This window comes from Pseudomonas sp. AKS31, assembly GCF_023634765.1.
Taxonomy (GTDB): Bacteria; Pseudomonadota; Gammaproteobacteria; order Pseudomonadales; family Pseudomonadaceae; genus Aquipseudomonas.
In genome coordinates this window covers 101,627-116,976 of the sequence record NZ_JAMLFX010000001.1, presented here as the reverse complement: position 1 = coordinate 116,976, position 15,350 = coordinate 101,627, and the positions used below count along the sequence as shown (strand labels likewise).

Below are 15,350 nucleotides of genomic sequence, written 5' to 3'. Positions count from 1 at the left end.
AGCCCCTCACCCTAGCCCTCTCCCAATGGGAGAGGGAACTGATTGGGGGATGCTGGTGAGGGATGCCGACCTGAACGTGCTGTGTTGAATCCATAGGCGCTAATGCACTTTCAGGTCGGTGTATCTCGCGAATCTCCCACGGTCAGTCCCCTCTCACTCAGGGAGAGGGTTAGGGTGAGGGGCTCTTGATCTTCAGGCAATAAAAAGCCCCGACTCTCACGAGCCGGGGCTTTCGGTTGAAGTGCTACAACGGCTTAGCCGTTGAACACGTCATCCACGCTTTTCAGCGGGTAGTTCTTCGGATATGGCAGGGTCGCCACACCAGTCTCGATCGCAGCTTTGGCCACAGCGTCGGAGATCAGGGTGATCAGGCGCTTGTCCATTGGCTTCGGAATGATGTACTCACGGCCGAACTCCAGCGGCGCGCCGCCGTAGGCATCGCACACGTCCTGTGGAACAGGCAGCTTGGCCAGTTCACGCAGGGCGTTGGCTGCAGCCACTTTCATTTCTTCGTTGATGCGCTTGGCGCGAACGTCCAGAGCACCACGGAAGATGAACGGGAAGCCCAGTACGTTGTTGACCTGGTTCGGGTAGTCCGAACGGCCGGTGGCCATGATCACGTCGCTGCGAGTAGCGTGCGCCAGTTCCGGGGAGATTTCCGGATCCGGGTTCGAGCAGGCGAACACGATCGGGTTGGCCGCCATCGACAGCAGTCCTTCAGCGCTCAGCAGGTTCGGGCCGGACAGACCGACGAACACGTCAGCGCCTGCCAGTGCGTCAGCCAGAGTGCGCTTGTCGGTGGCGTGAGCGAATACGGCTTTGTACTGGTTCAGGTCGTCACGGCCGGAGTGGATCACACCGGTACGGTCAACCATGAAGATGTTTTCGATGCGAGCGCCCATGCTCACCAGCAGTTTCATGCAGGAGATGGCGGCAGCGCCGGCGCCCAGGCAGACGATCTTGGCGTCTGGCAGGGTTTTGCCAGCGATTTCCAGGGCGTTGATCATGCCCGCAGCGGTCACGATCGCGGTGCCGTGCTGGTCATCGTGGAACACCGGAATGTCGCACTGCTCAATCAGAGCACGTTCGATCTCAAAGCACTCAGGTGCCTTGATGTCTTCCAGGTTGATGCCACCGAAGGTGATGGAGATACGCTTGACGGTGTCGATGAAGGCTTGCGGGCTTTCGGAGTCGACTTCGATGTCGAAAACGTCGATGCCGGCGAAGCGCTTGAACAGAACGCCTTTACCTTCCATTACTGGCTTGGAAGCCAATGGGCCGAGGTTGCCCAGGCCGAGAATCGCGGTGCCATCGGAAATGACTGCAACCAGGTTGCCCTTGCCGGTGTATTTGTAGGCCAGTTCAGGATCGCGAGCGATCTCACGCACTGGTTCAGCTACGCCGGGGCTGTAGGCCAGCGACAAGTCGCGAGCGGTAGCAGTGGCCTTGGTGAGCTCGACACTCAGCTTCCCTGGACGAGGATTGGCATGATATTCGAGAGCGGCAGTTTTCAGATCAGACATTTTGGCATTCCGCTTTTTACTGTTGGACAGACTGGTCAGCGAGGATACGCGCCTCGCAAAGTCCCCACAAGACTGAGCGGTCACCCCTGTCAAGCGCCCTGCCCTACGACTTTGGGCCAAGAGCCACGGCGCACAAGGGCTGGACTGTTCACAATCGACAGAAAAAATGTCTACAATTTTTCTTCAGGGTGATCTTTGCAACATTGAAGAATCGGTCAGCGGCAGCAACCAACGCGACTGCCCGGATTGCAGCCCACCGCGCCGCGAACGATCGACGATCCAGCCGCGAGCCTCGATCTGCTTGCCTTTGAGCGCCTGCAAACGGGCATTGTCGAATTGTCCGACCAGATTGGGTGCAACGCGCAATACAAGCGCATCCTGCAACTCGATCCAGATTCCGCCGCGATTGCGTTGAACCTTGCTCACACGCCCACTGATCACGGCGAAACCCGAGCGCTGGATCTGCTCCGCTTTCAGTACAGGCGATTGCCGCCAGAGGCCCAGTCCGGCCTTGCGCGCACTGCGTTCGGCGGCTTGCTGACAGGCAACAAGATCGACATTCGGCGCGACTGCGACCTGGAAACCGAGGCCATCGGCGAGCATTTGCGCTTCGAGATTGGCGCCACTGGCGCTGTAAATATGCGCAAGCGTACGCCCGTAATGGTCTTTGGCTTGCCTGCCAGGCAGCAAACCGACACGTCCGCCGCTGGCATCGACCAGCGCTTGCAGGCGTTGGCGTGCCGCCACTGCGAAGGGTTCGTCGCTGCGACCCTGCCTGCCCAGTTCAGGCGTGTTGAGGCCGATCATCCGTACGCTGCGACCATCGCTCAGGCGCAGTGTGTCGCCATCGACTACGCGCTGCACCGTGACGCTGGTCAGTCCTGCAGGCGCCGGGCAAAAGGCCTGGGCGACGGACAGCCAAATCGCAGACACAAAAAAGGCGCCCGCAAGGGACGCCTTTTTCATCAGTCTGGAGAAGTCGAAACGACCTTCCAAAATGATCAGCCTCAGGCTTTTTTGCCAACGCCGAAAGTAGCGAAACGGTCTGCGAACTTCTGCACGCGGCCGCCGGTGTCCAGAGTCTTCTGCTTACCGGTGTAGAACGGGTGGCATTCGTTGCAAACGTCGATCGCCAGGGCTTTGCCGAAGGTCGAACGAGTTTCGAACTTGTTACCGCACGAGCAGGTAACAGCGATTTCTGGGTAATTCGGGTGGATATCGGCTTTCATGGTGTATTCCTCAGGCTAGCGTGCCGCCACCCAACACTATTGTTGAATACCGCACGTAATTAGGCCGCGGATTCTACCAGACCTTTTCAATCACGCAAGCTGTCACCGAGACCGACCGTCTGCTAGGCTCCCGGCCCATTGCGCTGTCCCTGTGGGAGCGAGCCTGCTCGCGAAGACGATCTATCAGCCAGTATTTTCGTCGCCTGACACACCGCTTTCGCGAGCAGGCTAGCTCCCACAGGTTATGTACACAGTCCTTTTAATCGTCTGTTGATCGAGATCCCCCCGCGTGCCCGACGCCATTCTGCGCCTCGCCCTGCCTTCGCCCTTGCGCCGCCTGTTCGATTATCGGGCGCCGGCCGGTGTGCTGCGTGAGCAATTGCAGCCAGGCATGCGCCTGCGGGTGCCGTTCGGCCGACGCGAGATGATCGGGATTCTGGTCGAGGTCACCGACACCAGCGAAGTGCCGGTGGAAAAACTCAAACCGGCGCTGGCCCTGCTTGATGCCACGCCGCCGTTGCCACCGGCGCTGTTCAAGTTGTGCCTGTGGACTTCGCAGTATTATCAGCACAGCCTCGGCGACACCCTGAGCTGGGCACTGCCGGTGCTGCTGCGCCAAGGCGAGCTGGCCGAGGCGCGGCAGGAACGTTTCTGGTCGATCGTGCCCGGCGCCAGCCTTGATGATCCGCGCATCGCCCGCGCCCCGCGCCAGCGCGAAGCCTTGGCGACACTGGCCCAGCATCCACATGGCGTCGCCCATCAGTTGCTGAGCAAACTGATGCTGAGCAAGGACAGCCTTGATCTGCTGCTGGCGAAAAACCTGGTGCAAGTGGAAATCCGCCGCCATGCACCTGGCGTGCGCCATGAGCACTGGCTGGCGCAACCGGAATTGCCGCTGAACACCGAGCAGCGCGCCGCGTATGAAGCGATTCGCGCCGGATTCGACAGTTATCACGCGTTTCTCCTGGCTGGGGTTACCGGCAGCGGCAAGACCGAAGTCTATCTACAGCTGATTCGCGAAACCCTCGAAGCCGGCAAACAGGCGCTGGTGCTGATCCCGGAGATCAACCTCGGCCCGCAGACCCTGGCGCGCTTCGAGCAGCGCTTCAACGCGCGCATCGCCCTGCTGCACTCGGCGGTCAATGATCGCGAGCGCCTCGACGCCTGGCTCGCCGCCCGCGATGGCGAGGCCGACATTATTATCGGCACCCGTTCGGCGCTGTTCACGCCGATGAAAAACCCCGGGCTGATCATCATCGACGAAGAGCACGACGGCTCTTATAAACAGCAGGAAGGTTTGCGCTACCACGCCCGTGATCTGGCGCTGGTGCGTGCGCGGCAGGAAAACATCCCGATCGTGCTCGGCTCCGCCACACCATCGCTGGAAAGTCTGCACAACGCCTACACCGGCCGTTACGGCCTCCTACGCCTGAATGAACGTGCCGGCGGTGCCAAGCAACCACGTTTCCTGCGCCTGGATGTGAAAAGCCGTCCACTGGACAGTGGGATTTCCGGACCGATGCAGCAGGCCATCGGCCAGACGCTCGCCAACGGCCAACAGGTGCTGGTGTTCCTCAACCGTCGCGGATTTGCGCCGACACTGCTCTGCCACGATTGCGGCTGGATGTCCGAATGCTCGCGCTGCGACGCGCGGATGACCGTGCACCAACGCTACGGCGAACTGCGCTGCCACCACTGTGGCTACGTCGAACGCACGCCGCGCCAGTGCCCGAAGTGCAACAAGGTCGATCTGCGCCCGGTCGGCGCCGGCACCGAGCGTGCCGAGGAACGTCTGGCAATTCTGTTTCCCGATTACCCGGTACTGCGCGTCGACCGTGACAGCACGTCGCGCAAGGACGCGATGAATCAGCTGTTCGCGACGATTCAGAAGGGCCAGCCGTGCATTCTGGTCGGCACGCAGATGTTGGCCAAGGGGCACCATTTTCCACGGGTGACGCTGGTATCGATTCTGGATGCTGACGGTGGCCTGTTCTCCGGCGACTTCCGCGCCAGCGAACGGATGGCGCAATTGATCGTACAAGTCGCCGGCCGTGCCGGGCGGGCGGAAGAGCCGGGCAAGGTGATCATTCAGACCCACCTCGCCGACCATCCTTTATTGGTGCAACTTACCGAACAGGGTTATTTCGCCTTCGCCGAACAGGCTCTGAGCGAGCGTCGCGCCGCCGGCCTGCCGCCGTTTGCGCATCTGGCGTTGTTGCGCGCCGAAGCGCACAAGCCGGGGCAGGCGGAAGGTTTTCTCGATGAGGCGTGCAGCGAGGCTGAGCGCTTGCTGGCTGAACAAAATTTGACCGGCATCGAACTGCTCGGGCCAGTGCCGGCGCCGATGGAACGCCGTGCCGGACGTTATCGCGCGCAGTTGTTGTTGCAGGCGACAGCACGGGCGCCGCTGCATCGGTTGCTGGCCAGTTGGTTGCTGGCGCTGGAGCAGATGCCGAGCGGGCGCGCGGTGCGCTGGTCGCTGGATGTCGATCCCGTCGATTTGTATTGAAGATCAAAAGATCGCAGCCTGCGGCAGCTCCTACAGCAAAATGCGTATCCCCGTGTAGGAGCTGCCGAAGGCGGCGATCTTTTGACCTGAATGTCACCACATATCCATAAGCTGCCTGCTAAGGTTGGCAAGCCCGTCTTCGCAACGGATAATGCCCAGTTTTTCCACCCGCGCATCGATGCGCCCGCCGCGCTTGCGGTCGAAAGAGAAGACCATGAAAGACACCATTCGCCAGCTGATCCAACAAGCCCTCACCCAACTCGTCAACGAAGGTGTGTTGCCTGAAGGCCTGTCGCCGGCGATTCAGGTGGAGAACGCCCGTGACAAGACCCACGGCGACTTCGCCAGCAACATCGCGATGATGCTGGCCAAGCCTGCGGGCATGAAGCCGCGCGATCTCGCGGAAAAAATCATCACCGCGCTGCCGGCTGACGAGAACGTCACCAAGGCCGAAATCGCTGGCCCGGGCTTCATCAATTTCTTCCAGAACACCCAGGCTCTGGCCAACCGCCTCGATGCCGCACTGGCCGATGCTCACGTTGGCGTGCGCAAGGCCGGCCCGGCGCAGCGCACCGTGGTCGATCTGTCGGCGCCGAACCTGGCCAAAGAGATGCACGTCGGCCACTTGCGCTCGACCATCATCGGCGACGGTGTGGCGCGCGTGCTGGAATTCCTCGGCGACGAAGTGATCCGCCAGAACCACGTTGGCGACTGGGGCACCCAGTTCGGCATGTTGATGGCGTATCTGCAGGAAAACCCGATCACCAGCGACGAGCTGTCCGACCTGGAAAACTTCTACCGCGCCGCCAAACAGCGTTTCGACGAATCCGCAGAATTCGCCGACCGCGCCCGTGGTCTGGTGGTCAAGCTGCAGGCCGGCGATGCCGAGTGCCTGGCGCTGTGGACCCGGTTCAAGGACATCTCGCTGTCGCACTGCCAGAAAATCTACGAACTGCTCAACGTCAAACTGACCATGGCCGACGTGATGGGCGAAAGCGCCTACAACGACGACCTGATCAACGTCGTAAACGACTTGAAAGCGGCTGGTATGCTGGTCGAGAGCAACGGCGCCCAGTGCGTGTTCCTCGACGAGTTCAAGAACGCCGACGGCGACCCGCTGCCGGTGATCATCGTCAAGGCTGACGGCGGCTACCTCTATGCCACCACTGACCTCGCCGCCGTACGCTACCGCAGCGGCAAACTGAAAGCCGATCGCGCGCTGTACTTCGTCGATCAGCGTCAGGCCCTGCACTTCCAGCAAGTGTTCGCTGTAGCGCGCAAGGCCGGTTTCGTGACCCATCCGATGGAAATGGAGCACATGGGCTTCGGCACCATGAACGGCGCCGATGGCCGTCCGTTCAAAACCCGTGACGGCGGCACCGTGAAGCTGATCGACCTGCTGACCGAAGCGCAGGAACGTGCCTATAACCTGGTGAAAGAAAAAAACCCGGAACTGGCCGAAGACGAATTGCGCAACATCGCCAAGGTCGTCGGTATCGGCGCGGTGAAATACGCCGACCTGTCGAAGCACCGCACCAGCGACTACAGCTTCAACTTCGACCTGATGCTGAACTTCGAAGGCAACACCGCACCGTACCTGCTGTACGCCTACACCCGTGTGGCCGGCGTGTTCCGCAAACTGGGCAAGGACTTCAGCGAAGTCGATGGGCAGATCGTCCTCGAAGCCGCGCACGAGCAAGAGCTGGCGGCGAAACTGGCGCAGTTCGGCGAAGTGCTGAACAACGTGTCCGACAAAGGCACGCCGCACATTCTCTGCACTTATCTGTACGACGTTGCCGGTCTGTTCTCCAGTTTCTACGAGAACTGCCCGATCCTCGCCGCCGAGACCCCGGCCCAGATGCAGAGCCGTCTGCGTCTGGCCGCGCTGACCGGTCGCACCCTCAAGCAAGGCCTGGAGCTGTTGGGTCTGGAAACTCTGGAGCGTATGTAAGTTGGCTGCCAAGAAAAAACCTGCACCCAAGCGTGGCGCCAGCCGTTACCAAGCTCCTGCGAAGCAACCGATTCCGGGTTGGCTGTGGATGGCCATCGGCCTGACGGTCGGCGCGTTCATCGTGTTCCTGATGAAGCTGGAACCGGGCAAGGGCAGCGACACGGTCAAGCGCGAGAAAGTCGAACAGGCACAACAGCAAAAAGCGTCGAAGATCGCCGAGGCCAACAAGACCCCGCCGAGCCCGACGCAACCAGTGAAGCCGAAGTACGATTTCTACACCCTGCTGCCGGAATCTGAAGTGATCGTGCCGCCGGACGCGGTGCCGGAGAAGACTTTGCCGACGCCACAAGTGCCGGCCATCCCGACGACGCCGGTGACCCCGGCGGAAGCGGCGAAGATCGACACCGCGCGCGCTCAGGCAGCCCTGGCCGGGATTACCCCGCCGCCAGCGCCACCGGTGAGCAAAGCGGCGCCAGTGACCAAGTTCTTCTTGCAGGCCGGTTCGTTCCGCAAGGAAACCGATGCCGACAAGGTCCGCGCGCAGATTATTCTGCTCGGTCAGGCCGTAGCGGTTGAGTCCGGCACAGTGAAGGATGAAACCTGGTATCGCGTTTTGGTCGGCCCGTTCAGCAACCGTGAACAACTGACCACCGCGCAGAAACAACTGGCCGGTGCCGGCTTCAGCAACCTGTTGTTACAACAACGCCAGAGCCGCTGATTCCCTCCCACACGGGCGCCACAAATCCCCTGTAGGAGCTGCCGAAGGCTGCGATCTTTTGATTTTGTTTCAGATCAAGATCAAAAGATCGCAGCCTTCGGCAGCTCCTACAGGGGGTCGCCGTTCGTCCCTCCGCACCCTCCCCGGTTGAAATCCTCTCCAACACCCCCATATGAATGGGCATAAGGCACTTTCGCCCCGCTGTGTGGAGACTCTTCCCTTGACCACCATCGTTTCAGTCCGCCGTCACGGCAAAGTCGTCATGGGCGGCGACGGCCAGGTTTCTCTCGGCAATACCGTGATGAAAGGCAACGCGAAAAAAGTCCGTCGCCTGTACCACGGCCAGGTCATCGCCGGTTTTGCCGGTGCCACCGCCGACGCCTTTACCCTCTTCGAACGCTTCGAAGGCCAGCTTGAGAAACATCAGGGCCACCTGGTCCGCGCCGCTGTCGAACTCGCCAAAGAATGGCGCACCGACCGCTCCCTGAGCCGCCTCGAAGCCATGCTCGCGGTTGCCAACAAGGACGCTTCGCTGATCATCACCGGTAACGGTGACGTGGTCGAACCCGAAGACGGCCTGATCGCCATGGGTTCCGGCGGCGCCTATGCGCAAGCCGCGGCCAGCGCGCTGCTGAAAAAGACCGACCTGTCGGCCCGTGAAATCGTCGAAACCGCCCTCGGTATCGCCGGCGACATCTGTGTATTCACCAACCACACTCAGACCATTGAGGAGCAGGATCTCGCTGAATAAGCCTGACGCGGCCCTGTGCCACGGCTTGTTTCTGCTTGAGGACCGTCAATTACTATGTCCATGACTCCCCGCGAAATCGTCCACGAACTCAACCGCCATATCATCGGCCAGGACGATGCCAAGCGCGCCGTCGCGATTGCCCTGCGCAACCGCTGGCGCCGCATGCAGCTGCCTGAAGAGCTGCGCGTTGAAGTGACCCCGAAAAACATCCTGATGATCGGCCCGACCGGTGTCGGTAAAACCGAGATCGCCCGTCGCCTGGCGAAACTGGCCAACGCCCCGTTCATCAAAGTCGAAGCGACCAAGTTCACCGAAGTCGGCTACGTCGGTCGTGACGTCGAATCGATCATCCGTGATCTGGCTGACGCCGCGATCAAGATGCTCCGCGAGCAGGAAATGACCCGCGTTCGCCATCGCGCTGAAGACGCTGCCGAGGATCGTATCCTCGACGCACTGCTGCCGCCGGCGCGCATGGGCTTCAGCAATGAAGAAGCGCCAAGCTCCGATTCCAACACCCGCCAGCTGTTCCGCAAGCGCCTGCGCGAAGGTCAGCTGGACGACAAGGAAATCGAGATCGAAGTGGCCGAAATGGCCGGCATCGAAATCGCCACGCCGCCGGGCATGGAAGAGATGACCAACCAGCTGCAGTCGCTGTTTGCCAATATGGGCAAGGGCAAGAAGAAGTCGCGCAAGCTCAAGGTCAAAGAAGCGCTGAAACTGGTGCGCGACGAAGAAGCCGGGCGTCTGGTCAACGAAGAAGAGCTGAAAGCCAAGGCGCTGGAAGCGGTTGAACAGCACGGCATCGTGTTCATCGACGAGATCGACAAAGTTGCCAAGCGCGGTAATGTCGGCGGTGCCGATGTGTCCCGTGAAGGCGTGCAGCGCGACCTGCTGCCGCTGATCGAAGGCTGCACCGTCAACACCAAACTGGGCATGGTCAAGACTGACCACATCCTGTTCATCGCCTCCGGCGCGTTCCACCTGAGCAAGCCGAGCGATCTGGTGCCGGAGCTGCAAGGCCGTCTGCCGATCCGTGTCGAACTCAAGGCGCTGAGCCCGTCGGATTTCGAACGCATCCTCAGCGAGCCGCACGCTTCGCTCACCGAGCAATATTGCGCGCTGCTGAAAACCGAAGGCCTGAACATCCAGTTCCAGCCGGAAGGCATCAAGCGTCTGGCGGAGATCGCCTGGCAGGTCAACGAGAAGACCGAGAACATCGGTGCCCGTCGCCTGCATACGCTGCTTGAGCGTCTGCTGGAGGAGGTGTCGTTCAGCGCCGGTGATCTGGCCAGCACCCACGATGAGAAGCCGATCCTGATCGACGCCGAATACGTCAACAGCCACCTCGGCGAATTGGCGCAGAACGAAGACCTGTCCCGTTATATCCTGTAGGTCACCGTCCCTGTAGGAGCTGCCGCAGGCTGCGATCTTTTGACTTGAGTTTGTTAAAAAGCAAGATCAACAGATCGCAGCCTTCGGCAGCTCCTACAGGGTGTTCCTCTAGTCGGATGACCTGCAATGACTACTATTCCTACCGACATCAAACTGCACAAAGCCTCGAAAACCCTGACGCTCACCTACGAGTCCGGCGAGGAATACACCCTGCCCGCCGAATTCCTGCGCGTGCATTCCCCCTCCGCCGAGGTCCAGGGCCACGGCAAACCGATCCTGCAATTCGGCAAGCTCAATGTCGGTCTGAGCAAACTGGAACCGGCCGGTCATTACGCACTGAAACTGACCTTCGACGATGGCCACGACAGTGGCTTGTTCACTTGGGATTATCTCTATGAGCTGGGGCGACGTCATGACGCACTCTGGGCCGATTATCTGGCCGAGCTCAAAGCTGCCGGAAAAACCCGCGATCCGGACGAGTCGATCGTCAAGCTGATGCTCTAGCCCGAGACTCTTGCTCTTTAGAGGGCATTTTCTAAATTCATCTGTTTGAATGCTCTGCTGTGTGGCCGAGGATCGGCCTGCTTGCGAAAAAAATTAAACTCGGGTAACCAATGGAGCTGGCAAGTTCCCTGCAGTGCTCTACGACTGTAAAGCAGCTATGCAGAATTAACGGTCACCCGAGCAGTAGTACCTGGCATTGGCTGTGGAACTGCACAGCAGAAAACCGGGTACTCGTCTCAGGACAATGGAGCGTCGTAGATGAGTAACAAGAATAACGATGACTTGAAGTACCAAGCCTCGGAAAACACCCTGGGGCTTAATCCCGTCGTTGGGCTACGCGGAAAGGATCTGCTGGCCTCTGCTCGTATGGTGCTGAAACAGGCCATCAAACAACCGATCCATAGCGTCAGGCACGTCACCCATTTCGGCCTCGAACTGAAGAACGTGTTGTTTGGTAAATCCGAATTGCAACCGGCTGGCGATGACCGTCGCTTCGCCGATCCTGCGTGGAGCCAGAACCCGCTCTACAAACGTTATCTGCAAACTTACCTGGCGTGGCGCAAGGAACTCCATGCCTGGATTGATGACAGCAGCCTGTCACCCAAAGACATCGCCCGCGGCCACTTCGTGATCAACCTGATGACCGAAGCGATGGCCCCGACCAACACCGCCGCCAACCCGGCGGCGGTGAAACGCTTCTTCGAAACCGGCGGCAAGAGCCTGCTCGATGGCCTCTCGCACCTGGCCAAGGATCTGGTCCATAACGGCGGCATGCCGAGCCAGGTCAACATGGGCGCGTTCGAAGTCGGCAAAAGCCTCGGTGTCACCGAAGGCGCGGTGGTGTTTCGCAACGACGTGCTGGAGCTGATCCAGTACAAGCCGATCACCGAGCAAGTCCACGAGCGCCCACTGTTGGTGGTGCCGCCGCAGATCAACAAGTTCTACGTATTCGATTTGAGCCCGGACAAGAGTCTGGCGCGCTTCTGCCTGCGCAATAACGTGCAGACGTTCATCGTCAGCTGGCGCAACCCGACCAAGGCCCAGCGCGAGTGGGGCCTGTCGACCTACATCGATGCATTGAAAGAAGCCGTCGACGTGGTCACCGCGATCACCGGCAGCAAAGACGTGAACATGCTCGGCGCCTGCTCCGGCGGCATCACCTGCACCGCCCTGCTCGGCCACTACGCGGCGATCGGCGAGAAGAAGGTCAATGCCCTCACGCTGCTGGTCAGCGTGCTCGACACGACGCTGGACAGCGATGTCGCCCTGTTCGTCGACGAGCAGACCCTGGAGACCGCCAAGCGCCACTCGTACCAGGCCGGTGTACTGGAAGGCAAAGACATGGCCAAGGTCTTCGCCTGGATGCGCCCGAATGATCTGATCTGGAACTACTGGGTCAACAATTACCTGTTGGGCAACGAGCCGCCGGTGTTCGACATCCTGTTCTGGAACAACGACACCACCCGCTTGCCGGCCGCGTTCCACGGCGACCTGATCGAGATGTTCAAAAACAACCCACTGATTCGCCCCAATGCACTGGAAGTGTGCGGTACGCCGATCGACCTCAAGCAGGTCACGGCCGACATCTTCTCGCTGGCCGGCACCAACGACCACATCACCCCGTGGAAGTCCTGCTACAAGTCGGCACAGTTGTTTGGTGGCAAGGTCGAGTTCGTGTTGTCGAGCAGCGGGCATATCCAGAGCATTCTGAACCCGCCGGGCAACCCGAAATCGCGCTACATGACCGGCGAAGAAATGGCCGCCAATGCCGATGACTGGCAAGAGAACTCGACCAAGCACACCGACTCCTGGTGGCTGTACTGGCAGGCGTGGCAGGCCGAGCGCTCGGGCAACCTGAAAAAGGCCCCGCTGAAACTGGGCAACAAAGCGTATCCGGCGGGTGAAGCCTCGCCGGGCACTTACGTTCACGAGCGGTAACTGACACCACCCTGCCCAATGCAGGAGCTGCCGCAGGCTGCGATCTTTTGATTCTGTTTTTAAAATCAAGATCAAAAGATCGCAGCCTTCGGCAGCTCCTACACAGGGAATCGGGTGTACTTGAAATCCACAGGGCCTGAAGCATGCCGCAACCGTTCATATTCCGTACCGTCGATCTGGATGGCCAGACCCTCCGCACGGCGGTACGCCCCGGCAAGCCTCACTTGACGCCCTTGCTGATTTTCAACGGCATCGGCGCCAACCTGGAGCTGGTGTTTCCGTTTGTCGCGGCACTGGATCCGGACCTGGAAGTGATCGCCTTCGACGTGCCCGGTGTCGGCGGCTCGTCGACGCCGAACCGGCCGTATCGCTTTCCCGGGCTGGCCAAGCTGACGTCGAGGATGCTCGATTACCTCGACTACGGTCAGGTCAACGTCATCGGCGTGTCGTGGGGCGGCGCCTTGGCGCAACAGTTCGCTTACGACTACCCCGAGCGCTGCAAGAAACTGGTGCTGGCGGCGACCGCGGCCGGTGCGGTGATGGTGCCGGGCAAGCCGAAAGTGCTGTGGATGATGGCCAGTCCGCGGCGCTACATTCAGCCTTCCCATGTGATCCGCATCGCCCCACTGATCTACGGCGGCTCGTTCCGTCGTGACCCGACGCTGGCGGCCAGCCACGCCGCGAAAGTGCGTTCGGCGGGCAAGCTCGGTTACTACTGGCAACTGTTCGCAGGCCTCGGCTGGACCAGCATTCACTGGCTGCACAAGATCCATCAGCCAACGCTGGTGCTGGCCGGCGATGACGATCCGCTGATCCCGCTGATCAACATGCGCATGCTCGCCTGGCGCATTCCCAACGCCCAACTGCACATCATCGACGACGGTCATCTGTTCCTGATTACCCGTGCCGAAGCGGTGGCGCCGATCATCATGAAATTTCTCCAGGAGGAACGTCAGCGTGCAGTGATGCACCCGCATCCGACACCGCTGGGCGGTTAACCGCTGCGGCAGGCTTTATGCAAGCGTTATGGAGTGCGCGGCAGGACGCCGCGCAGGCAGCAACCCGCAACAGCGTCTATGGTGTTCTGGTTCGGTGAGTTTGTTTTTGGCCTGAAGACGAAGGAGTGTTGAGTCATGCGCGACAAACCAGCGACGGGCGTGGTGCCCAGCCCCGCCGTGTTCATCAATGCACAAAGTGCGATCACTGGCCTGCGTGGCCGGGATTTGATTTCGACCTTGCGCAGTGTGGCAGCCCATGGCCTGCGCAACCCGATCCACAGTGCGAAGCACGCGTTGAAACTCGGCGGCCAATTGGGTCGCGTGCTGCTTGGCGAAACCCTGCACCCGACCAATCCGAACGACAGCCGTTTCGCTGATCCGGCGTGGAGCCTCAACCCGTTCTACCGACGCAGCCTGCAGGCCTATCTGGCCTGGCAAAAACAGGTCAAAAGCTGGATCGACGAAAGCAGCATGAGTGATGACGATCGCGCCCGCGCGCACTTCGCTTTCACCCTGCTCAATGATGCCGTGGCACCGTCGAACACCTTGCTCAACCCGCTGGCGGTCAAGGAGCTGTTCAACTCCGGCGGGCACAGTCTGGTGCGTGGTCTCAGCCATTTGTTCGATGACTTGCTGCACAACGATGGCCTGCCGCGCCAAGTGACCAAGCAGGCTTTCGAGGTCGGCAAGACCGTCGCCACCACCACCGGCTCGGTGGTGTTTCGCAACGAGATGCTGGAGCTGATCCAGTACAGACCGATGAGCGAAAAGCAGTACGCCAAACCACTGCTGGTGGTGCCGCCGCAAATCAACAAGTACTACATTTTCGACCTCAGCCCACACAACAGCTTCGTCCAGTACGCACTGAAAAACGGCCTGCAGACCTTCATGATCAGTTGGCGCAACCCGGATGTGCGCCATCGCGAATGGGGCCTGTCGACGTATGTCGAGGCGGTGGAAGAGGCGATGAACATCTGTCGGGCGATCACCGGCGCCCGCGAGGTCAACCTGATGGGTGCCTGCGCCGGCGGCCTGACCATCGCCGCCCTGCAAGGGCATTTGCAGGCCAAACGGCAACTGCGCCGCGTCTCCAGTGCGACCTACCTGGTCAGCCTGCTCGACAGCCAGATCGAAACCCCGGCAACTCTCTTCGCCGACGAACAGACCCTGGAAGCCGCCAAGCGCCGCTCGTACCAGAAAGGCGTGCTCGATGGTCGCGACATGGCCAAGGTCTTCGCCTGGATGCGCCCCAACGATTTGATCTGGAGCTACTTCGTCAACAATTACCTGCTGGGCAAAGAGCCGCCAGCCTTCGACATCCTCTACTGGAACAACGACAACACCCGGCTGCCGGCGGCATTTCACGGCGACCTGCTGGACTTCTTCAAGCACAACCCGCTGACCCATCCGGGTGGCCTGGAAGTGTGCGGTACGCCGATCGACCTGCAGAAAGTTACCGTCGACAGCTTCAGCGTCGCCGGCATGAACGACCACATCACCCCGTGGGATGCGGTGTATCGCTCGACCCTGCTGCTCGGCGGCGAACGGCGTTTCGTGCTGTCCAACAGCGGCCACGTGCAGAGCATCCTCAACCCGCCGAGCAATCCGAAAGCCGCGTACATCGACAACGGCAAGATGAGCAGCGACCCGCGGGCCTGGTACTACGACGGCAAGCACGTCGACGGCAGTTGGTGGCCGCAGTGGCTGGAGTGGATTCAGCAACGCTCCGGGGCGCAACACGAAACCACGTTCACCCTCGGCAACCCGAACTATCCACCGATGGAGGCAGCGCCCGGTACTTACGTGCGTGTGCGCTGACGCTTAACCGAACTTTTCT

Annotated in this window: 13 protein-coding genes; 9 read left to right on the top strand and 4 right to left on the bottom strand. The window is 60.6% G+C overall.

The genetic code is table 11. From position 1 onward, the window contains the following. Window positions 1-254: 254 nt before the first annotated feature. From M9827_RS00530 to rpmE, 3 genes are all read right to left on the bottom strand, one after another. Entirely contained in the window at window positions 255-1,523 is a 1,269-nt protein-coding gene (locus tag M9827_RS00530; RefSeq protein WP_007909407.1) for a malic enzyme-like NAD(P)-binding protein, read from the bottom strand. Window positions 1,524-1,706: 183 nt separating this feature from the next. After that, window positions 1,707-2,489: a thermonuclease family protein gene (locus M9827_RS00525; RefSeq protein WP_250604190.1), complete on the bottom strand. Its 783-nt coding sequence runs from the start codon at window positions 2,487-2,489 to the stop codon at window positions 1,707-1,709. 41 nt (window positions 2,490-2,530) lie between these two features. Next, a complete protein-coding gene (gene rpmE / locus M9827_RS00520; RefSeq protein ID WP_064585593.1) occupies window positions 2,531-2,752 on the bottom strand; it encodes a 50S ribosomal protein L31 in 222 nt (73 codons plus the stop codon). A 289-nt stretch (window positions 2,753-3,041) separates the two neighbouring features. On the opposite strand from rpmE, the gene M9827_RS00515 reads away from it, so the two are divergent. Beyond that, a complete protein-coding gene (locus tag M9827_RS00515; protein ID WP_250602834.1) occupies window positions 3,042-5,261 on the top strand; it encodes a primosomal protein N' in 2,220 nt (739 codons plus the stop codon). Between the two features lie 93 nt (window positions 5,262-5,354). On the opposite strand, the gene M9827_RS27690 is transcribed toward M9827_RS00515, so the two are convergent. Next, entirely contained in the window at window positions 5,355-5,477 is a 123-nt protein-coding gene (locus M9827_RS27690) for a hypothetical protein (protein ID WP_256579857.1), read from the bottom strand. On the opposite strand from M9827_RS27690, the gene argS reads away from it, so the two are divergent. The 8 genes from argS to phaC (M9827_RS00475) all read left to right on the top strand — a co-directional run bounded on the left by argS (window position 5,476) and on the right by phaC (M9827_RS00475) (window position 15,331). Then, window positions 5,476-7,212, top strand: a complete 1,737-nt coding sequence (gene argS, locus M9827_RS00510; RefSeq protein ID WP_250602833.1) for an arginine--tRNA ligase — start codon at window positions 5,476-5,478, stop codon at window positions 7,210-7,212. The genes M9827_RS27690 and argS overlap by 2 nt on opposite strands. A gap of 1 nt (window position 7,213) precedes the next feature. Beyond that, window positions 7,214-7,930 carry an SPOR domain-containing protein gene (locus M9827_RS00505; RefSeq protein WP_007909385.1) on the top strand — a complete coding sequence of 239 codons (717 nt, stop codon included), beginning with the start codon at window positions 7,214-7,216 and terminating at the stop codon, window positions 7,928-7,930. Between the two features lie 220 nt (window positions 7,931-8,150). Next, window positions 8,151-8,681 (top strand): ATP-dependent protease subunit HslV, encoded by a 531-nt coding sequence (gene hslV, locus M9827_RS00500; RefSeq protein ID WP_003186641.1) that lies wholly within the window; start codon window positions 8,151-8,153, stop codon window positions 8,679-8,681. Between the two features lie 54 nt (window positions 8,682-8,735). Next, on the top strand, window positions 8,736-10,073 hold the full coding sequence (gene hslU / locus M9827_RS00495; protein WP_250602832.1) for an ATP-dependent protease ATPase subunit HslU: 1,338 nt from the start codon (window positions 8,736-8,738) through the stop codon (window positions 10,071-10,073). Between the two features lie 126 nt (window positions 10,074-10,199). After that, complete coding sequence (locus tag M9827_RS00490) at window positions 10,200-10,577, top strand: gamma-butyrobetaine hydroxylase family protein (RefSeq protein ID WP_250602831.1); 378 nt, start codon at window positions 10,200-10,202, stop codon at window positions 10,575-10,577. Window positions 10,578-10,835: 258 nt separating this feature from the next. Then, window positions 10,836-12,515: a class II poly(R)-hydroxyalkanoic acid synthase gene (gene phaC, locus M9827_RS00485; protein ID WP_250602830.1), complete on the top strand. Its 1,680-nt coding sequence runs from the start codon at window positions 10,836-10,838 to the stop codon at window positions 12,513-12,515. Window positions 12,516-12,658: 143 nt separating this feature from the next. Next, window positions 12,659-13,513, top strand: a complete 855-nt coding sequence (phaZ, locus tag M9827_RS00480; RefSeq protein WP_034152967.1) for a poly(3-hydroxyalkanoate) depolymerase — start codon at window positions 12,659-12,661, stop codon at window positions 13,511-13,513. A gap of 135 nt (window positions 13,514-13,648) precedes the next feature. After that, window positions 13,649-15,331: a class II poly(R)-hydroxyalkanoic acid synthase gene (gene phaC, locus M9827_RS00475; RefSeq protein WP_250602829.1), complete on the top strand. Its 1,683-nt coding sequence runs from the start codon at window positions 13,649-13,651 to the stop codon at window positions 15,329-15,331. Window positions 15,332-15,350 lie beyond the last annotated feature (19 nt).